Origin of the sequence: Micromonospora sp. CA-240977 (genome assembly GCF_050942285.1) — a bacterium.
GTDB lineage: Bacteria > Actinomycetota > Actinomycetes > Mycobacteriales > Micromonosporaceae > Micromonospora.
Genome location: NZ_CP192055.1, coordinates 3,477,087 through 3,496,749 on the forward strand (window position 1 = coordinate 3,477,087; position 19,663 = coordinate 3,496,749).

General features: G+C 72.3%; 14 protein-coding genes. 10 read left to right on the forward strand and 4 right to left on the reverse strand.

All coding sequences use genetic code 11. The features are described from left to right. Positions 1-57: 57 nt before the first annotated feature. Positions 58-1,005, reverse strand: coding sequence for a serine/threonine-protein kinase (locus ACQPWW_RS15935; protein ID WP_433133481.1), 948 nt, complete (start codon positions 1,003-1,005; stop codon positions 58-60). Between the two features lie 198 nt (positions 1,006-1,203). Here ACQPWW_RS15935 and ACQPWW_RS15940 point away from each other — a divergent pair, with 198 nt between their 5' ends. The 3 genes from ACQPWW_RS15940 to ACQPWW_RS15950 all read left to right on the forward strand — a co-directional run bounded on the left by ACQPWW_RS15940 (position 1,204) and on the right by ACQPWW_RS15950 (position 3,774). After that, entirely contained in the window at positions 1,204-1,434 is a 231-nt protein-coding gene (locus tag ACQPWW_RS15940; protein WP_433133483.1) for a hypothetical protein, read from the forward strand. A gap of 113 nt (positions 1,435-1,547) precedes the next feature. After that, positions 1,548-2,294, forward strand: coding sequence for a response regulator transcription factor (locus tag ACQPWW_RS15945; RefSeq protein WP_433133485.1), 747 nt, complete (start codon positions 1,548-1,550; stop codon positions 2,292-2,294). After that, on the forward strand, positions 2,272-3,774 hold the full coding sequence (locus tag ACQPWW_RS15950) for a sensor histidine kinase (RefSeq protein WP_433133487.1): 1,503 nt from the start codon (positions 2,272-2,274) through the stop codon (positions 3,772-3,774). The genes ACQPWW_RS15945 and ACQPWW_RS15950 overlap by 23 nt, the downstream gene beginning before the upstream one ends. A gap of 23 nt (positions 3,775-3,797) precedes the next feature. Here ACQPWW_RS15950 and ACQPWW_RS15955 read toward each other — a convergent pair whose 3' ends face one another. Then, a complete protein-coding gene (locus ACQPWW_RS15955; RefSeq protein ID WP_433133489.1) occupies positions 3,798-4,652 on the reverse strand; it encodes an arginase family protein in 855 nt (284 codons plus the stop codon). A 188-nt stretch (positions 4,653-4,840) separates the two neighbouring features. Between ACQPWW_RS15955 and ACQPWW_RS15960 the strand changes: the two genes are divergently transcribed. From ACQPWW_RS15960 to ACQPWW_RS15975, 4 genes are all read left to right on the forward strand, one after another. Then, the gene (locus tag ACQPWW_RS15960; protein WP_179778832.1) at positions 4,841-4,990 is read left to right on the forward strand and encodes a hypothetical protein; all 150 of its coding nucleotides are present in this window, start codon (positions 4,841-4,843) and stop codon (positions 4,988-4,990) included. A 17-nt stretch (positions 4,991-5,007) separates the two neighbouring features. Further along, positions 5,008-6,438, forward strand: a complete 1,431-nt coding sequence (locus tag ACQPWW_RS15965; protein ID WP_433134371.1) for a methyltransferase — start codon at positions 5,008-5,010, stop codon at positions 6,436-6,438. Then, positions 6,431-8,467, forward strand: coding sequence for a sulfatase-like hydrolase/transferase (locus ACQPWW_RS15970; protein WP_433133491.1), 2,037 nt, complete (start codon positions 6,431-6,433; stop codon positions 8,465-8,467). Before ACQPWW_RS15965 ends, ACQPWW_RS15970 begins: the two co-directional genes overlap by 8 nt. 174 nt (positions 8,468-8,641) lie before the next feature. After that, positions 8,642-9,925, forward strand: coding sequence for a citrate synthase (locus tag ACQPWW_RS15975; protein WP_433133493.1), 1,284 nt, complete (start codon positions 8,642-8,644; stop codon positions 9,923-9,925). A gap of 232 nt (positions 9,926-10,157) precedes the next feature. Here ACQPWW_RS15975 and ACQPWW_RS15980 read toward each other — a convergent pair whose 3' ends face one another. Together ACQPWW_RS15980 and ACQPWW_RS15985 are read right to left on the reverse strand one after the other, a co-directional pair. Next, a complete protein-coding gene (locus ACQPWW_RS15980) occupies positions 10,158-10,802 on the reverse strand; it encodes a maleylpyruvate isomerase N-terminal domain-containing protein (protein ID WP_433133495.1) in 645 nt (214 codons plus the stop codon). A 366-nt stretch (positions 10,803-11,168) separates the two neighbouring features. Next, the gene (locus tag ACQPWW_RS15985) at positions 11,169-12,440 is read right to left on the reverse strand and encodes a glycosyltransferase family 4 protein (protein WP_433134373.1); all 1,272 of its coding nucleotides are present in this window, start codon (positions 12,438-12,440) and stop codon (positions 11,169-11,171) included. A 502-nt stretch (positions 12,441-12,942) separates the two neighbouring features. On the opposite strand from ACQPWW_RS15985, the gene glgX reads away from it, so the two are divergent. The 3 genes from glgX to treZ are packed head-to-tail and all read left to right on the forward strand — an operon-like array spanning position 12,943 to position 19,089. Then, complete coding sequence (gene glgX / locus ACQPWW_RS15990; protein ID WP_433133497.1) at positions 12,943-15,060, forward strand: glycogen debranching protein GlgX; 2,118 nt, start codon at positions 12,943-12,945, stop codon at positions 15,058-15,060. Position 15,061: 1 nt separating this feature from the next. Continuing rightward, positions 15,062-17,368 (forward strand): malto-oligosyltrehalose synthase, encoded by a 2,307-nt coding sequence (gene treY, locus ACQPWW_RS15995; RefSeq protein ID WP_433133499.1) that lies wholly within the window; start codon positions 15,062-15,064, stop codon positions 17,366-17,368. Next, complete coding sequence (gene treZ / locus ACQPWW_RS16000; protein ID WP_433133501.1) at positions 17,365-19,089, forward strand: malto-oligosyltrehalose trehalohydrolase; 1,725 nt, start codon at positions 17,365-17,367, stop codon at positions 19,087-19,089. The genes treY and treZ overlap by 4 nt, the downstream gene beginning before the upstream one ends. Positions 19,090-19,663 lie beyond the last annotated feature (574 nt).

Genomic DNA, 19,663 nt, shown 5'->3' on the forward strand with positions numbered 1-19,663 from the left:
TCGCTCGGCAGGTCGGCTACCCGGCCGCCGCCCGCCGAAACGCCGTTGAGCCAGTGGTCAGCGCCCGGAAGCCCGCTCCGGCTCGTCGCGCAGGACCATCGCCTCGGTCGCCTCGGCGGCGGCCCGTTCGGTCCACGCCGACGTCGGCATCGGCCGGCGGGGCGTCGGGATCGTCATCGGCACGTACACCCGGGCGTCCACGGCCTCGGCCAGCAGCAGCGCCGCGACCATGCTGCTCGGACGGCGCGCGGGATCGTCGGCGAGGCAGGAGTCGCACAACTCGGCCACCTCCGGCGGCAGCCCGTCGATCTCGGGCAGCGGCTCCGGTGGCTGACGGCGGCGTACGCCGAGCAGTTCGTTGATGGTGACCGCCTGGTACGGCAGGCGGGCCGTGAGGCAGTAGTAGAGCAGCACGCCGAGGGCGTACATGTCGGCGGCGGGGGTGGCCGGCGCCCGCTCCAACTGCTCGGGCGCCAGGTAGGCCGGGGTGCCCAACACCATTCCGGTCGGGGTCGGATCGGGTGTGCCGGTGGGGATGGCGATGCCGAAGTCGAGCACCTTCACGCCCGACGGGGTGAGCATGACGTTCGCGGGTTTGACGTCGCGGTGCACGATGCCCTCGGCGTGCGCGGCGGCCAGCGCGGCGGCGACCTCGGCGCAGACCCGTACCGCGATCCGCCAGTCCAGCGGCCCGGTCCGCAGGTGCGCGGCGAGCGTCTCGCCCTCGGCCAGCTCCATCACGATGTAGGGCACCGGACGGCCCGGCCAGGTCGAGGCGGTGCCGAAGTCGTGCACGCTCGCCACGTTCGGGTGCACCAGGCGGGCGGCCGACCGGGCCTCCGTGCGGATCCGGTCCACCGGACCGTCCTCGTCGTCCGAACCGGGAAGGATGAGCTTCACCGCGACCGGCCGGTCCAGCACCTGGTCGTGCGCCCGCCACACCTCGGACATCCCGCCCACGCCGATGCGCTGCTCGAGCTGGTACCGCCCGTCCAGTGTGCGCATCGACCACTCCTCGCCCTCGCTCCGCCGACGGCGGGTGTTTCGGTCGCGGTACCCGACCGCCGAGCTGGGCAAACCGCAGCGGCGTCCGGGGTGATCTCCGCGCGCACCGCGCTGCGCCGACCGCGGTGGGTGCGGTAGCTTGCGAGCCAGAGCCGCGTCACTGACTGTGCCGGCACGCTCACCCAAGGGGGCGCCGCGATGGGCGAGGTCACCGTACGCTTCGTCGGCGGGCCGGCGGACGGTCTGGTCCGCCTGCTGCCGGCCGGGTCGGACGGCGCCCCACCACCGCGCTGGATCATGCGGCACCCGGACGGCACCGGGCCGGTGCAGCCCGGCCCCGACCACCTCTACGAACGCGACAGCCCCGACGACGCGGGCGGTTGGCGCATGCGGTTCGTGCGCACCGACGCGTACGGGGTGTCCGAGTGACAACGAGGCGGGGCTGACCGGTGGTGACGCCGGCGTCCCGTCGGACCGGCCGCACAGCTGGCACACAGCTCCCGCAGGGGCGTGGCACAGACGTCGCGGCCACGATGGGGGCCATGGTCACTAACGGGCAGGCCGCGCCGAGCCGGATCGAGCTGCGTCGCCCCGACGGCGAACCCGTCCGGGTGCTGGTCGTCGACGACGAGGCGACACTCACCGACCTGCTGTCGATGGCGTTGCGCTACGAGGGCTGGCAGGTCCGCAGCGCCGGCAACGGCATGGCGGCGTTGAGCGCCGCCCGACAGTTCCAGCCGGACGCCGTGGTCCTCGACGTGATGCTGCCCGACCTGGACGGCTTCCAGGTGCTGCGCCGGCTGCGTGAGCACGCCCCCACCGTGCCGGTGCTCTTCCTGACCGCCCGCGACGCCGTCGAGGAACGCATCGCCGGCCTGACCGTCGGCGGCGACGACTACGTGACCAAGCCGTTCAGCCTGGAGGAGGTGATCGCCCGGCTGCGCGCGCTGCTGCGCCGCTCCGGCTTCGCCATCGCCGCCCGGGAGGACGCGGTCCTCACCGTCGGTGACCTCAGCCTCGACGAGGACAGCCACGAGGTACGCCGCGACGGGCACCTGATCACCCTCACCGCTACCGAGTTCGAGCTGCTGCGGTACCTGATGCGCAACCCGCGCCGGGTGCTGAGCAAGGCGCAGATCCTCGACCGGGTGTGGCACTACGACTTCGGCGGCCAGGCCAACGTGGTGGAGCTGTACATCTCGTACCTGCGCAAGAAGATCGACGCCGGTCGGGCGCCGATGATCCACACGCTGCGTGGTGCGGGCTATGTCCTCAAGCCCGCCGAGTAGCCGCCGTCCGCCGCGCCTCCGCCGGTGGCTGGCCGGTCGCTCGCTGCGTACCCGGCTGGTGTTCGCCCTTGTCGCGCTGCTGGCGGTGGTCAGCGTCGCCGTCGCCGGCCTCACCACAGTGGCGTTGCGGCACGTCCTGATCGAGCGGCTCGACGCCGAGTTGGCGCCCGCCACTGTCCTGCGCGGTGACCGCCCGGGACGACCGGCCTTCCCGGGCAGTGGCCCGGCCATCCCACCCGGGTCCCCGTCCGGCACGGTGGTCGCCGAGATCACCGACGGCCGGGTGACGAGCGCACGGACCCTGACCGACAGCCCGTCCAGCGACGATCCGTTCCCCGACGAGCAGACCGTCCCGGTCGGGGAGGTCGCCACACTGGCGGACCTGCCGATCGACGCCCGACCGCGCACCGTCGACCTGGGCGCCCGCGGTGACTACCGGGCCGTGGCCCGGCAGTACTGGGACGGCCGGGTACGCGTCGTCGCCGTCCCGCTGGCCGGCGTGCGGGAGACCGTCCGGCGGCAACTCGCCGCACAGGCCGCGGTGGTCGCCATCGGACTGCTCGTCGCGGGCGCCGCCGGGGCGCTGATCGTGCGGGTCACGCTGCGCCCCCTCAACCGGGTGGCCGCCACCGCCACCCGGGTCACCGAACTGCCCCTGGACCGCGGCGAGGTGGCGCTCGCCGTCCGGGTCCCGACCGCGGACACCGATCCGCGTACCGAGGTCGGCCAGGTCGGCGCGGCGCTGAACCGGATGCTGGGCCACGTCGCCGACGCGCTGTCCGCCCGGCAGGCCAGCGAGACCCGGGTACGCCAGTTCGTCGCCGACGCCAGCCACGAGCTGCGGACGCCCCTCGCGGCGATCCGCGGCTACGCGGAGCTGGCCCGGCGCGGCCGGGACGAGGTGCCCGCCGACGTGGCGCACGCGCTGCGCCGGGTGGAGTCGGAGAGCACCCGGATGACAAGCCTCGTCGACGACCTGCTGCTGCTGGCCCGCCTCGACTCCGGTCGGCCGCTCGCGGCGGACCCGGTCGACCTGACCGCCCTGCTTGTGGACGCGGTCAGCGACGCGCACGTCGCGGGCCCCGACCACCGCTGGCAGCTCGGTCTGCCCGAGGTGGCGATCCGGGTGCCCGGCGACGCCGCGCGGCTGCACCAGGTGGTGGCGAACCTGCTCGGCAATGCCCGGGTGCACACCCCGCCCGGCAGCACCGTCGTCACCACGCTGACCGTCGACGACGACAGTGCCGTGCTCACCGTCGCCGACGACGGGCCCGGGGTGCCGGCGGAGCTGCGGCCGGAGATGTTCGAACGGTTCGCCCGCGGCGACAGCTCCCGGTCCCGGGAGCACGGCAGCACCGGCCTCGGCCTGGCGATCGTCGCGGCGGTGGTGGAGGCCCACCACGGCACTGTCGCGGTGGACAGCCGCCCCGGGCGGACCGTGTTCACCGTCCGGTTGCCCAATCCCACAGCGGACGCCTAGTCGGCGCGCGGCTCCAACGGGGTTCAGCCGCGCAGCACCTCGGCGAGGACCTCGACGACGCGCCGGGTGTGGCGTCCGTCGGGGTCCTCGTCGGTGTTCAGGTCGGTCACGCTCATCCCGAGCAGCCGGTCGGCGCGGGCCAGCGGGGTGACGAGCGCGATGACGTCGGCCCAGCGCGGCCCGTCCGGCTCGGGGTAGGTCACCGCCGGCAGATCGCGCGGGTCCACCACGTCCAGGTCGAGGTGCAGCCAGGCGGGCGCGTCGCCGTCGGCGGCCAGCGCGGCCCCGACCGCACTGGCGCCCCGGCGCAGCAGCTCGTCGGCGGGCACCTGGTGGATCGCCGGGTCGATCCGCGCCGCCTCGACCCGGCTGCTCTCGTCGCTGGCCGGGCGGTGCCCGAGCAGGTGTACGCGGCCCGGGTCGAGCAGTGCGCCGTCCGGCCCGATGGCGGCGGGGCCGTGCCCGGTGACCACGGAGAGGTCCATGTCGGCGGCCTCGCCGGTCGGGGAGGTGCCGCCGTCGAGGAAGTCCGGGTGGGCGTCGACGAACCAGAGCGTGGTCGCCGGCGGCAGGGCCTGGCAGATGCCGGGCAGGATCGCGCAGTCCCCGCCGAGCACCAGCGGTCGGTGGTCCCCGGTGAGCAGCGCGGCGACCCGTGCGGCGATGGCCGTGCCCGCCCGGCGCAGGCCGGCGGCGTCGATCACCCCGCTCGCCGGATCGCGCAGCGGGTCGCGCAACAGCGCCTCGTCCACCCGCCCACCGTCGTCGGCCCGCAGCGCGGCCAACAGGCCGGCCCGGCGCAACGCGTCGGGCGCCCGTTCCTCACCGCGCCGGGCTCCGGAGGAGTCCAACGGCGCGTCCACCACCACCCAGCGCACGTCCGCAGCGTACCGGCGGGGTCGGTGTCCCGGTCCCATTCTGTGGCGAGGCTGGGAGTCCGCGAATGTGCCCGCGACGCGGATCACGACCAGCGTACGGTGAGGGACAAGTCCGGCTTTCTAGGTCAAAAGCCTCATGGTGTACGCCTGGGACCGGGGTCGGGACGGGCGAGGGCAAGGAGCGATCGGTGAGACATCTGGCCTACCTGGACGCGGGATCCGGCAGCCTGATCGTGCAGGCGGTCGTCGGCGGGGTGGCCGGCGCCGCGGTCGCCGCCAAGCTCTACTGGCGACGCCTCGTCGACCGGTTCCGCCGCCAACCGACCGACCAGCGGTGAACGGGCCGGCCCCGACGATGGCGATCTCACCCACCGAGGTACGACCCGAACCGGCCTCCTTCCGGGACCCCGCCAACCGCGTCTTCCACGTCGGCGACGAGGTGCTGCGCGGGCTCGACCCGCAGGCCGCCGCGCACTGGCGCGCCCTGGCCGGCAGCACCTTCTTCCCGGCCCTGGTCGCCGCGCGGAAGGTCTGCGCCACCGAGGACGCCCCGTCGACACTGGTGCCCGCCGGGGCCGGCGCGCCGTGGGCCGCCGTGCTGCGCCACGAGCGCATCCCGTTCGTCTCCCACCCGTACGAGTGGTCGTTCGGCATGCTGCGCGACGCCGCCCTGCTGCACCTGGAAATCCTGCGCGCCGCGCTCACCGACGGCTTCACCACCAAGGACGGCTCGGCGTACAACCTGCAGTGGCGTGGCGCGGAGCCGGTCTTCATCGACATCGGCTCCTTCGAGCCGGTCCGCGACGGCGAGCCGTGGGCCGGCTACCGGCAGTTCTGCCAGACCGTGCTCTATCCGCTGCTGCTCACCGCCCACCTGGGCGTCGACTTCCAACCCTGGCTGCGCGCCCGGGTCGACGGCATCGAGGCCGACGAACTCCGGCCGCTGTTCGGCGGGGCCCGCCGGCTGCGCCCCGGCGTGCTGACCCACCTGCACCTGCACGGCGCCATGCAGCGCCGCAACGCCGCCGCCAGCACCACCGACGTCCGCGACCAACTGCGGGCCGCCGGCTTCTCCCGGGAGCTGCTGCTGGCCACCGTCCGTCGCATGCAGAAACTGGTCCGCAAGCTGGATCACCGCCCGGCGGAGAACCAGTGGTCGGACTACCAGCACACCTGCGGCTACTCGGCCCGCGACCGGGTGGCGAAGGAGCAGTTCGTCGCCGCCGCGGTGGCCGCCGGCGCCCGCCCCCGCCTGGTGCTCGACCTCGGCGCGAACGACGGCCGGTACTCCCGACTGGCCGTCGGGCACGCCGACTACGTGGTCGCCGTCGAGCAGGAGCCGGCGGTGGTCGACGAGCTGTACCGCAAACTGCGCGCCGAGGGACAGCGCCGCATCCTGCCGCTGGTGCTGGACCTCGCCGACCCGTCACCGGGCGGAGGCTGGCGCGGCGTCGAGCGGGCCGGCTTCGCCGAACGGGCCGCCGCCGACGTCGTGCTCGCCCTGGCCGTGGTGCACCACCTGGCGATCGGGCGCAACGTGCCGCTGCCGGAGGTCCTCGACTGGCTGACCGGGCTGAGCACGCCCGGCGGCGCGGTGGTGGTGGAGTTCGTCGCACCGGACGACCCGATGGCCGCCCGACTGCTCGCCAACAAACCCGCGGGCCTCTTCCCGGACTACCGACGCGACACCTTCGAGGCGTTGCTCGCCGCCCGGGGCCGGATCACCGACCGGCTGGAACTGCCCTCGGGCACCCGCACGCTCTACCGGACGGTGATGGGTGGCTGAACCGGCAGCGGTCGACCCGCCGCGCTCGGCCCCCGGGCGGTGGGGCCAGGGCTGGCGGGGCGAGCTGGGCCGGCTGCTGGAGGTGGTCGCGCTGGTCGGGCTGGTCGTCACCCAGCCCCTGCTGGACGTGCTGGGCCGCAGCCCCGACTTCTTCCTCTTCCACCGCGCCGGCCCGGCCCAGATCCTGCTGCTGACCGCCCTGGTGGCGGTGCTGCCCACCGTCGCGGTGGCAGTGCTCGGCGCACTCAGTCGACTGGCCGGCCGGACCGCCCGCGCCCTCACCCACACCGGGCTGGTCGGGCTGCTGCTCGCCGCCCTCGCCGTGCAGGTGGGCCGGCACGTGACGCCGCTTCGGGGCGTACCCCTGCTGCTGGTGGCCGTGCTGGCCGGTGTCGGCGGCGCGGCCGCGCACCGGCGGTGGCGGGCGCCGAGCCGGGTGCTGCGACTGGCCGCCGCCGGACCGGTGGCGTTCGTGGCGCTCTTCCTGCTCGTCTCACCCACCTCCGCGGTGGTCCTGCCGCGCGGCGACGGCGGCGCGGCCGGCACCGCGCAGGGCACCGGCGTGCACCCGCCGGTGGTCATGCTGATCCTCGACGAGCTGCCGCTGGTCAGCCTGCTCGGCGCGGACGGGCGGATCGACGCCACGAGGTACCCGCACTTCGCCGAGCTGGCCGGTGGCTCGACCTGGTACCGCAACTCCACAGGGGTCAGCGGCTGGACACCCAACGCGCTACCCGCGATGCTCACCGGCCGGTACCCGGCGCGGCAGGTCGCCCCGCACTACTCGCAGTACCCGGACAACCTCTTCACCGCCTTCGGCGGCCTGTACGACATCCGCGCCGAGGAGAGCATCACCCGACTGTGCCCGCCCAGCCGCTGTGAACAACCGGTCGCCCCGAAACAGGGGCTCGGCGTGCTGGTCCGGGAGACCGGCAAGCTGCTGGGCCGCCTCGCCGGGCCGACGGAGAGCGCCGTCGACCCGGAGGACTCCTACCGGGAGCGGACCCGCGCCGAGGCCGGCCTGGACGCCGCCGAGCCGGTGCCGGCCGATCCGACGTTCCGCTGGGACAGCCTGGACGACAACCAACCGGCCCGGTTCACCACCTTCCTGGCCGGGTTGACGCCGACGGCCCGGCCCACCCTGCACTTCCTGCACCTGCTGATGCCGCACTCGCCGTGGGCGTACCTGCCCTCCGGGGCGCGCTACGACGCCCCCGAGGACCTGCCCAACGACGGCGCCGGCTGGATCGACCTGGCCCGGCAACGCCACCTCGCCCAGCTCGGCTACACCGACCGGCTGATCGGCGAGACCCTGCGGACGCTGCGCGCCAGCGGCCTCTACGACCAGGCCCTCGTCGTGGTCACCGCCGACCACGGGGTCAGCTTCCGCCCCGGCGCGCAGGGCCGGGGCATGGACGCGATCAAGGCCGCCGCCGGTGAGGTCGCCTGGGTGCCGACGTTCGTCAAGGAGCCCCGGCAGCAGACCGGGCGGGTGGACGACCGCAACTGGGAACACGTCGACCTACTGCCGACGGTGGCCGACGAGGCCAACATTCGGCTGCCCTGGCGGGTCGACGGCCGCTCCGCCCGGCAGGCCCCCCGCACCGACGGCACGAAACACTTCTACGACCGCCCCGGCGAACCTGTCACCTTCCCCGGCGGGGTGCCCGCCCCGCCGCCGCTGCCGACACCACACCCCCTGGTCGGCACCGAGGTACGCGCCGGGCCGGCCGGCGGCAACGCCCGGGTGGCCGACCTGGCCGCGTTCACGGCCACGGACCCGGACACCGGCACCCTCCCGGCCCTCGTCTGGGGGGATGTCCCGGACCGGATCCCGGACGGCACGCTGCTGGCGGTGGCCGTCAACGGCCGGATCGGGGCGGTCGTCCCGGTGGTGCCGCCCGACCCCGGCGGACGCCGGTTCGCCGCGCTGCTCACCGACGACAAGCTGTTTCGCGCCGGTAGCAACCAGCTCGACGTCTTCCAGGTCGCGACGGACGGTACGCTGCGACGCCTCGCACTGTCCTGACCCGGTCCCGGGCTCGTCCCGCCTACCGGGAAGCCGGGTTTCCCGGTGCCCTGGTCGGGAATCGGGTGACGCATACCTCACCGCCGAACCATGGCGGGCGTTGTCCCCCGAGCCGCAATTACGGTAGAAGCGAAGGCAATTCAACGTAGATCTGCCGGCGAAGCGAGGAACCACATGACGGAAGTCAAGCTCGATCACCCCGGTGGGCAGCTGTCGATGCCGGTACACCCAGCGGTCGAGGGCCCCGCCGGTATCGGGGTGAGCAAGCTGCTGAAGGAAACCGGGATGACGACGTACGACCCCGGTTTCGTCAACACCGCGGCTGCCTCATCGGCGATCACCTACATCGACGGTGACGCGGGGATCCTGCGTTACCGCGGATACCCGATCGAGCAGCTGGCCGAGAAGTCCTCCTTCCTGGAGGTCTCCTACCTGCTCATCTACGGTGAGCTGCCGACCGAGCAGCAGCTGACCGAGTTCACCGAGTGGATTCGGCGGCACTCGCTGCTGCACGAGGAGATGCGCCGCTTCTTCGACGGCTTCCCCCGGGACGCCCACCCGATGGCGGTGCTGTCGTCCGCGGTGAGCGCCCTGTCCACCTTCTACCAGGACAGCCTGGACCCGTTCGACTCCGAGCACGTGGAGATCTCCACGGTCCGGCTCATGGCGAAGGTCCCCACCATCGCCTCGTACGCCTACAAGAAGTCCATCGGGCAGCCGCTGCTCTACCCGGACAACTCGCTGGGGTACGTGGACAACCTCCTGCGGATGACCTTCGGCGTGCCGGCGGAGCCGTACGAGGTCGACCCGGTGATGTCGAAGGTGCTGGACATGCTGTTCGTCCTGCACGCCGACCACGAGCAGAACTGCTCCACGTCGACCGTCCGCCTTGTCGGTTCCAGCAACGCCAACCTGTTCGCCTCGGTCTCCGCCGGGGTCAACGCGCTGTTCGGCCCGCTGCACGGCGGCGCCAACCAGGCGGTGTTGGAGATGCTCCAGCAGATCCACGCCGGCGACGACGACGTCCGCTCCTTTGTCCGCAAGGTCAAGAACAAGGAGGACGGCGTCAAGCTGATGGGCTTCGGCCACCGGGTCTACAAGAACTACGACCCGCGCGCGGCGATCGTCAAGAAGGCCGCGCAGGACGTGCTGGGCCGGATGGCCAAGCCCGACCCGCTGCTGGACATCGCCATGGAGCTGGAGGAGATCGCCCTCGCCGACGACTTCTTCGTCTCCCGTCGGCTCTACCCGAACGTGGACTTCTACACCGGCCTGATCTACAAGGCCATGGGCTTCCCGACCAAGATGTTCACTGTGCTCTTCGCGCTCGGTCGGCTCCCCGGCTGGATCGCCCAGTGGCGCGAGATGATCGGCGACCCGGAGACCAAGATCGGCCGCCCGCGGCAGGTCTACGTCGGCGCGCCCGAGCGGGACTACGTCCCCTTCAACGAGCGCTGACCGTTCGACTCCGCACCACCGCACCACCGCACCACCGCACCACCGCACTACCGCGCCTCCGCAGGCCGCCGACCCGCCCGGGTCGGCGGCCTGCCGCCGTTGTCGCGCGCGCGGCCGGTCGCGTAGAGCTTGATCGACTCGGTTTCCTAGAAGCCGGGGCATCAACGGCGCTGGGATACCGCGTCTTCGAAGAAACCGAGTCGATCAAGGGCGACTGCCGGCCCGGCCGAGGTCAGAAGGCGGAGATGTCCTGGGTCCGCTCGCTGCGGCTCAACGCGCTGATCAGCGCGGACTGGCCCCGGCGGCGAACGGCCAGCCGGACCAGCAGGTCGCGGACGGGGTCGAAGACCTCCGCCGGAAACTCCGGCGTGGGTACCCCGACGCTCACCGCCAGGTCGTCGGAGTGGACCACGATCTCCAACTGGCGGGTGAGCAGGAAATCACCGCGCCGCAGGGCCCAGCCCTGCCACGGAATGGGTACGACGTCCCGGGCCACGCCGCGTGCCAGCAGGCTGCCCGCCTCCTCCAGCGCGGCGGCCGAGCGGGCGTGCAGGTCGGCGGGACCCCGGGCCGCGTCGGCTTCGTCGTCGCTCGTGGCGACGGAGGCCTGGTCGGGGACTCCTTCGGTGACCCAGGCGGCCCGCTCGTAGTGGTTGTCGGCCGACCCCAGAACCGGCAGGTCGGTCAGCGTCGGCAGCAGCTCCGCCACCCGGACCGCCTGACGTCCCAGGTGGCAGGCCAGGCCGCCGACGGACAGGTGCGGCAGCACGCTCGGGCGCGACCACTGTTCCGACACCTCGGGGCGGCGGATCAGGTCCAGAGCGATCGAAGCGGCAACCGGGAACGCCGAATCCAGGGCGTCGACAGGGCGAGACATCGGCACATTCTGACAGCCCCGACAGACCGCCGCCGAGCGGCGCGGCGCGGTGGTCGTCGTGCGGCGGGGCGCGATGGTCGTCGTGCGGCAAGGCGCGGCGGTCGTCGTGCCGCGGGGCGCGGTGGTCGTCGTGCCGCGGGGCGCGGTGGTCGTCGTGCGGCGGGGCGCGGTGGTCGTCGTGCCGCGAGGCGCGGCGGCCGCCGCGCGATGGAGCCAGGGGCGCGTGATCGACTCGGTTTCCTTGAAGTCGGGGTGTCCTTGCGTCTAGGACACCCCGATTTCAAGGAAACCGAGATGATCAAGGGCCAGTGCGCCCCGCCGGTCAGCGCGCGCTGGTCAGCGCGCGCCGCCGGTCAGCGCCGCTGGTCAGCGGAGGCCGGCGGCGGCGAGCAGGTTGCCCTCGGGCAGCGCCGGGAGCGCCCGACCCTGGGCCATGCGCTGCTCGGCGCGTTGCGCGGTGAACGCGGCGTCGGTGGCGATGGCGGCGGCGTAGCTGGCGGCGGTGCGCTGGGCGATCGCCGACCAGCCGTACTGGTCGTGGACCATCCGGCGGGCGCGGCGGGCCATGACCCGGGCCCGGTCGGGGTCGGACAGCAGCGCGTCCACCGCGTCGGCGAGCCCGTCGGGGTCGTGCGGGCGGAAGGTCATCCCGGTCGCGCCCGGCTCGACGATCTCGGCGAGGCCACCGGTGGCGGCGACGGCGAGGGGTGCGCCGGCCGCGGCGCCCTCCAAGGCCACCATGCCGAACGGCTCGTAGATGCTCGGCACGGCGAAGCAGTCGGACGCGGCCATCAACGCCGGCAGGTCGGTGCCGCCGAGGAAGCCCGGCATGGTGACCATGCCGCCCAGGCCGCGGCGGTGCACCTCGGCCTCCAACTCCGCGCGGTACGGGCCGTCGCCGGCGATCACGGCACGCAGCCCGGGGTGCCGCTCCCGCAGTCGGGGCAGCGCGGCGATCAGGTGCTGGACGCCCTTTTCGTAGACGAGGCGTCCGGCGAAGGTGACAAGCGGGCCGTCCCCGGCGAACCGGGCGCGGGCGGCGGCCACCGCGCGCGCCGGCACCCGCCAGCGGTGCGGCTCCACGCCGTTGGCGACCACGTCGACCCGCCCGGCCGGTACGTCGAACAGGGCGTTCACCTCGTCGCGCATGTACCCGGAGCAGACGATCACCCGGCCGGACTCACTGGTGAGCCACTGCTCGACGCCGTGGATGGTGCGGTTCATCTCCTCGGGCAGCCAGCCCTGGTGTCGCCCGGCCTCGGTGGCGTGGATCGTGCTGACCAGCGGGATGTCCAGGTGGTCGCGCAACGTCATCGCGGTGTGGGCGACGAGCCAGTCGTGGGCGTGGATGACGTCGTAGGCGCCGGCCTGGGTGGCGCGCAGCGCGGTGCGGGTGAGGGTGTGGTTGAAGGCCATGGTCCAGGCCAGGAGGGAGCTGGTGGCGAGGGGGAAGGTGACCGGGTCTTCGGGGGCGCGCAGGATGCGGACGCCGTCGGCGTACTCCTCCATGGGTGCGCCGTCGGTGTGGCGGGTGACGACGGTGACCTCGTGGCCGGCGGCGGCGAGGGCGACGGAGAGGGCGTGCACGTGTCGGCCGAGGCCGCCGACGAGCACCGGCGGGTACTCCCAGGACAGCATCAGGATGCGGCGGGTCTGCGGGGGCACCCCGGGGCCGGGCCGTGCCGGCACTGTCGCGCCGGGCTGCGCGGAGAGGCCGGGCTGCGCGGAGTGACCGGGCTGGGTCGGGAGCGGGGACCGGGAGGTCACTGTGGGCCGGTGCGCCCGGTCCTTGGTGGCTGTGTGCTGCTCGTCGACCCGCGGGGTCACATCAATCTCCGTCCAGGCATGGTGGTACGCCGGCGTCAGTGGCGGCGGAGTGAGGTGTAAGGGGTGGCGGAGGGCCAGGCGGAACGCGCGCGAACGCTTGTCCCCGGTCAAGGAAAGTGCATCGAGCCCGAGAACGCACCTCGAAAAGGGTCATCGTGACGGAGGACACCTGAGGGTGTAGCCCGCATCAGACAGGTGGTTTTCAGGCACCGCCTGAAAGGATGGATTGGCGCGCCCGGGCCGGGGGCACTACGTGCAGTGCGCGCGGGCATGCGTCGGCCGGTGCGCGCACCACCATGGGTTAAGGAGCAACATGCAGGTCTGGCCGGGCGAGCGGTACCCCCTGGGCGCCACCTACGACGGGATGGGCACCAACTTCGCCATCTTCTCCGAGGTGGCCGAAAGGATCGAGCTCTGCCTCTTCGACGAGTGGGACACCGGCGCGGAGCGCCGCGTCGAGCTGCGTGAGGTGGACGCCTACGTGTGGCACGCGTACCTGCCGGGCATCGAGCCGGGGCAGCGCTACGGCTACCGGGTGCACGGCCCGTACGACCCGGCGGACGGGTTGCGTTGCAACCCGCACAAGCTGCTGCTCGACCCGTACGCGAAGGCCATCGACGGGGACGTCAGCTGGGACCCGGCGGTCTACGACTACGACATGGCGGAGCCGGACAGGATGTCGGAGACCGACTCGGCGCCGTTCATGCCGAAGTCGGTGGTGGTCAACCCGTACTTCGACTGGGGCAACGACAAGCCGCCGCGCACCCCTTACCACCACTCGGTGATCTACGAGGCACACGTGCGCGGGCTGACCATGCGCCACCCGGACATCCCGGAGGAGCTGCGCGGCACGTACGCGGCGATCGCCTCCCCGCCGATGATCGAGTATCTGACCCGGCTCGGGGTGACCGCGATCGAGCTGATGCCGGTGCACCAGTTCATCCACGACAACCGCCTCGCCGACCTGGGGCTGCGCAACTACTGGGGTTACAACACCATCGGGTTCTTCGCCCCGCACCACGGCTACTCCGCGCTGGGCCGGACCGGCCAGCAGGTGCAGGAGTTCCGGGGCATGGTCAAGGCGCTGCACGCGGCCGGCATCGAGGTCATCCTCGACGTGGTCTACAACCACACCGCCGAGGGCAACCACCTCGGCCCGACGCTGAGCTTCAAGGGCGTGGACGCCCCCAGCTACTACCGGCTCAGCGAGGAGGACCGCCGCTACTTCGTCGACTACACGGGCACCGGCAACAGCCTCAACGTGCGCAGCCCGCACTCCCTGCAACTGATCATGGATTCGTTGCGGTACTGGGTGACCGAGATGCACGTGGACGGTTTCCGTTTCGACCTGGCGGCCACCCTGGCCCGCGAGTTCTACGAGGTGGACCGGCTGTCGACGTTCTTCGAGGTGGTCCAGCAGGACCCGGTGGTCAGCCAGGTGAAGCTGATCGCCGAGCCGTGGGACGTCGGCCCCGGCGGCTACCAGGTGGGCAACTTCCCGCCGCTGTGGACGGAGTGGAACGGCAAGTACCGCGACACCGTGCGGGACTTCTGGCGCGGCGAGCCGGCCACCCTCGCCGAGTTCGCGTCGCGCATCTCCGGCTCCGCCGACCTCTACCAGGACGACGGCCGCCGCCCGTTCCACAGCATCAACTTCGTCACAGTGCACGACGGGTTCACGCTCAACGACCTGGTGTCGTACAACGACAAGCACAACGAGGCCAACGGCGAGGACAACCGGGACGGCGAGAGCCACAACCGGTCCTGGAACTGCGGCGTCGAGGGCGACACCGACGACGAGGCGGTGCTCGCGCTGCGGGCCAAGCAGCGGCGCAACTTCCTGGCCACCCTGATGCTGTCGCAGGGGGTGCCGATGATCGGCCACGGCGACGAGCTGGGTCGCACCCAACACGGCAACAACAACGTCTACTGCCAGGACAGCGAACTGGCCTGGGTCGACTGGGACAACGTCGACGAGCAGTTGCTGGAGTTCGTGCAGACGCTCACCGCGTTCCGCAAACGGCACCAGGTGTTCCGCCGCCGCCGCTTCTTCACCGGCCTGCCGGTGAACGGGCGCGGGATCGACGAGCCGCTGCCCGATCTGGCCTGGCACACCCCGGACGGGCGGGAGATGACAGGCGAGGACTGGGGCAACGACTTCGGCCGTTCGGTGGCGCTGTTCGTCAACGGCGAGGGCATCCGCGAACGCGGCCAGTACGGCCAGAAACACCACGACGCGTCGTTCCTGCTCTGCTTCAACGCCCACGACGCGCCGCTGGACTTCACGATGCCCGGCAGCGAGTACGGCCAGAAGTGGGAACGGGTGATCAGCACTGCCGAACCCGAGCCGGGCGACGCCACGGTGATCAGCGCGGGCGGCACCATCCGGGTGCCGGACCGGTCCCTCGTCGTGTTGGAGAGGACGATCTGACATGCCGGCCACCCCTCCCCGGGCCACCTACCGCGTCCAGGTCCGCCCCGGCTTCGACCTGGACGCCACCGCCGCGATCGTCGACTACCTCGCCCACCTCGGCGTCAGCCACCTCTACACCGCCCCGCTGCTGGCCGCCACCCCCGGCTCCCAGCACGGCTACGACGTGGTCGACCACCGGGCGGTCAACCCGGAGCTGGGCGGGGAGGCTGCCCGGCAGCGACTGCTGGCCGCGCTGCGGGACAAGCAGCTCGGCCTGGTCGTCGACATCGTGCCCAACCACGCCGGGGTCGCCGTGCCACCGGCCAACCCGGCGTGGTGGGACGTGCTGCGCCGGGGGCGCGACTCGTCGTACGCCGACTGGTTCGACATCGACTGGGACCGGGGCCGGCTGCTGCTGCCGGTGCTGGCCGACGACCCGGGCGCGCTGGACGACCTCAAGGTGGTCGACAACGAGCTGCGCTACCACGAGCACCGCTTCCCGGTGGCCGACGGCACCGGTGACGGCACCGCCCGGGAGGTGCACGACCGGCAGCACTACGAGCTGGTCTCCTGGCGTCGGGGTGACGCCGAGCTGACGTACCGCCGGTTCTTCGCCATCGCGGGCCTTGCCGGTCTGCGCGTGGAGGACCCGGCGGTGTTCGCCGCCACCCACGAGCTGATCCTGCGCTGGGCCGCGGCCGGGGAGGTCGACGGCATCCGCGTCGACCACCCGGACGGCCTGCGCGACCCGGCCGGCTACCTGACCCGGTTGCGGGAGGCCGCGCCGGACGCCTGGCTCGTGGTGGAGAAGATCCTGGAGTACGGCGAGGAGCTGCCGAACTGGCCGGTGGACGGCACCACCGGCTACGACGCCCTGGCCGCCGTCGGCGGGCTCTTCGTCGACACCGACGCCGAGGGTGACTTCACGGTGCTGGACACCCGACTGACCGGGCGGCACACCTCCTGGGAGGACTTGACCCACGCCACCAAGCTGGCCGCCGCCACCCAGCTCCTCGCGGCCGAGCTGACCCGGCTGGCCGCGCTCGCCCCGGAGGTGCCCACCGAGCAGGCCCGCGCGGCGCTCGCCGAGCTGGCCGCCGCGTTCGCCGTCTACCGGGGGTACCCGCCGCACGGCGCCCGGCACCTCGCCGCCGCCCGTTCCGAGGCTGGCCGCCGCCGCCCCGACCTGGCCGGCGCCCTGGACGCTGTCACCCGCCGGCTGCGCGACCCCGCCGACGAGCTGGCGCAGCGGTTCCCGCAGCTCACCGGCGCGGTGATGGCCAAGGGCGTGGAGGACACCGCGTTCTACCGCTGGACCCGGTTCGTGGCGCTCAACGAGGTCGGCGGCAGCCCCGCCCACTTCGGGGTGCCGCCGGCGGAGTTCCACCGCTTCGCCGCCGCCCAGCAGGTCCGCTGGCCGGCGAGCATGACCACCGTCTCCACCCACGACACGAAGCGCGGCGAGGACGTCCGCGCCCGCCTGGCCGTGCTCAGCGAGCTGCCGGGCCGCTGGTCCGAGCAGGTCACAACCTGGATGGAGTACGCGCCGCTGCCCGACCCGGCCTTCGCCCACCTGCTGTGGCAGACCGCCGTCGGCGCGTGGCCGATCGAGCGGGAGCGGCTGCACGCGTACGCCGAGAAGGCCGCCCGGGAGGCCGCGGCCTCGACCAGTTGGGCGGACCCGGACCCGGCGTTCGAGCAGGCCATGCACGCGGTGATCGACCGGATGTACGACGACCCGAGCCTGCACGACGAGCTGACCGAACTCGCCGCCGCGATCGCCCCGGCCGGCTGGTGCAACTCCCTCGGGCAGAAACTCGTGCAGCTCACCATGCCCGGGGTGCCGGACACCTACCAGGGCACCGAGCTGTGGGACAACTCCCTCGTCGACCCGGACAACCGCCGCCCTGTCGACTTCGACGTACGCCGAGAGCTGCTGGCACGTCTCGACGGCGGCTGGCGTCCCCCGATCGATACCGACGGAGCGGCGAAGCTGCTCGTCGTGTCGCGGACCCTGCGGTTGCGGCGGGCGCACCCGGAGCTGTTCACCGGCTACCGGCCGGTGCCGGCGCACGGGCCGCTGGGCCGGCACGCCGTGGCGTTCGACCGGGGTGGCGCGATCACCGTGGCGACCCGGCTGCCGTTGGGCCTGGCACGCGCCGGTGGCTGGTGCAACACCGCACTGTCGCTTCCCGTTAACGAGGTTAAGGACCTGTTCACCGGTCGGGTCTACAGTGGCGGGGAGACCTCTCTGGACGACCTTCTGTCCGACTATCCCGTCGCACTGCTGGCCCCTCCCACCGCTGCCGTGGAGGCTGCGTCATGACCGAATTCTCCGTGTGGGCACCGGACGCCACCCGCGTGCGGCTGCGGCTGACCGGCGACGCCGACCACGAGATGCGCGCCGCCGCCGACGGCTGGTGGCGGGTCGACGTGCCCGACGCCGGCCTGGACTACTCCTTTCTGCTGAACGACGACGAAACCCCACTGCCCGACCCCCGGTCACCGTGGCAGCCTGCTGGTGTGCACGGGCCCAGCCGCCGCTACGACCACTCCGCCTACGCGTGGTCCGACACGTCGTGGACCGGCCGGCAACTGCCCGGCAGCATCCTCTACGAGCTGCACATCGGCACCTTCACCCCGGAGGGCACCTTCGACGCGGCCATCGACCGCCTCGACCACCTGGTGGACCTCGGCGTCGACCTGATCGAGCTGCTCCCGGTCAACGCCTTCAACGGCGAGCACAACTGGGGGTACGACGGCGTCTGCTGGTTTGCCCCCCACCAGCCCTACGGTGGCCCCGACGGCCTGAAACGGTTCGTCGACGCCGCCCACGCCCGCGGGTTGGGGGTGATCCTCGACGTTGTCTACAACCATTTCGGGCCCTCCGGGGCCTACGCGCCGCAGTTCGGCCCGTATCTCGCGGAGCAGAGCAACAGTTGGGGGCGCTCGGTCAACCTGGATGGGCCGCACTCCGACGAGGTGCGCCGCTACATCATCGACAGTGTGCTCATGTGGCTGCGCGACTACCACGTGGACGGGTTGCGCCTCGACGCCGTGCACGCGCTGCCGGACACCCGGGCGATCCCGTTGCTCGAAGAGCTGGCCATCGAGGTCGAGTCGCTGTCGACGCACCTGGGTCGGCCGCTGTCGCTGATCGCGGAGTCCGACCTCAACGACCCGCGGCTGATCACGCCTCGGGAGGCTGGCGGGTTCGGGCTGCACGCCCAGTGGAACGACGACGCCCACCACGCGCTGCACACGTTGCTGACGGGGGAGCGGCAGGGGTACTACGGCGATTTCGGCTCGTTGGAGACGCTGTCGGACGTGTTGACCGGCGGATTCTTCCACGCGGGGACCTGGTCGAGCTTCCGTAACCGGCACCATGGGCGGCCGCTGGACTCGCGGGTGCCTGGTCATCGGCTCGTCGCCTACTTGCAGAATCACGACCAGATCGGGAACCGGGCTACTGGGGATCGGATCTCTGCCTCGTTGTCGCCTGCGTTGCTACGGGTTGGCGCTGTTCTGCTGCTGACCGCACCCTTCACGCCGATGTTGTTCATGGGGGAGGAGTGGGCTGCCTCTACGCCGTGGCAGTTCTTCACCTCGCATCCTGAGCCGGAGTTGGCTTCTGCGGTGCGGACCGGGCGGCGGCGGGAGTTCGCCTCGCACGGGTGGCCGGAGGGGGACGTGCCCGATCCGCAGGACCCGGAGACGTTCGTGCGGTCGCGGTTGGACTGGGCGGAGCTGGACAAGCCTGAGCATGCCTCGATGTTGGCGTTCTACCAGCGGTTGATTGCCTTGCGTCGCTCGTCTTCGGACCTGTCAGATCCTCGGATGCACGAGGTGTCTGTGCAGCATGGGGACCAGTTCCTGGTGATGCGGCGGGGGGACACGCTTGTCGTGGCGAACTTTGCTGGGCGGGGGCAGGGGATCAGCCTGCCCGGGGTGGCGCGGCGGGTGCTGCTGGCCACGGGGGAGGGGGTCACCGTTATGCGGGACCGGATCCAGTTGCCGGCGGAGACTGCGGCGATCGTGGCGTTGTGAGTAATGCGTGGTCAGGGGCGCCGTCGCTCCACTCTGGTAGCTCTGGCTGCTGCGCTCCAAATCACGGTTGCCGATCTGGTCGGTCAAGGCCACCGAGCCCGGCGATCCGGCCCGTGAGAGCGCTGCTGAGTGCGTGCCCGCGATCTGGTCGGCCCTGATCGATAGAGGAACGGCGGGCGCCGCACGTCGACCTACACAGCGGAACGCCTGGCAGCCGAGATCGCCAGAGCCGACCAGCTCCGCAACTGCCGTTGTCGAAGGAGGTGGGGAAAAGTAGCCCGGACGACAACGATGCGGAACACAAGGGCGAGGCGGTCGAGCGCGAAGCTGCCAAACAGCGCCTCCTGGCACAAGCCGAGGCGGAGCGTGCGCCCATGGTGACGCAACCCGCGCGGTCCCGAACCGGCCGTGGCAGCGTGAGCAGCGATGACGTGCCGATCGGCCGTCGGCGCGTTGTGACGTCAAGGTCGAATCGTGGTTAAGGGTACGCATGCCGCACCGGACTTGGGGACCGGCAGTTGGCCGACCGCGAACCGACAGCGCGACCGTTTCAGCTTGCCCGAGCGACGTAGCT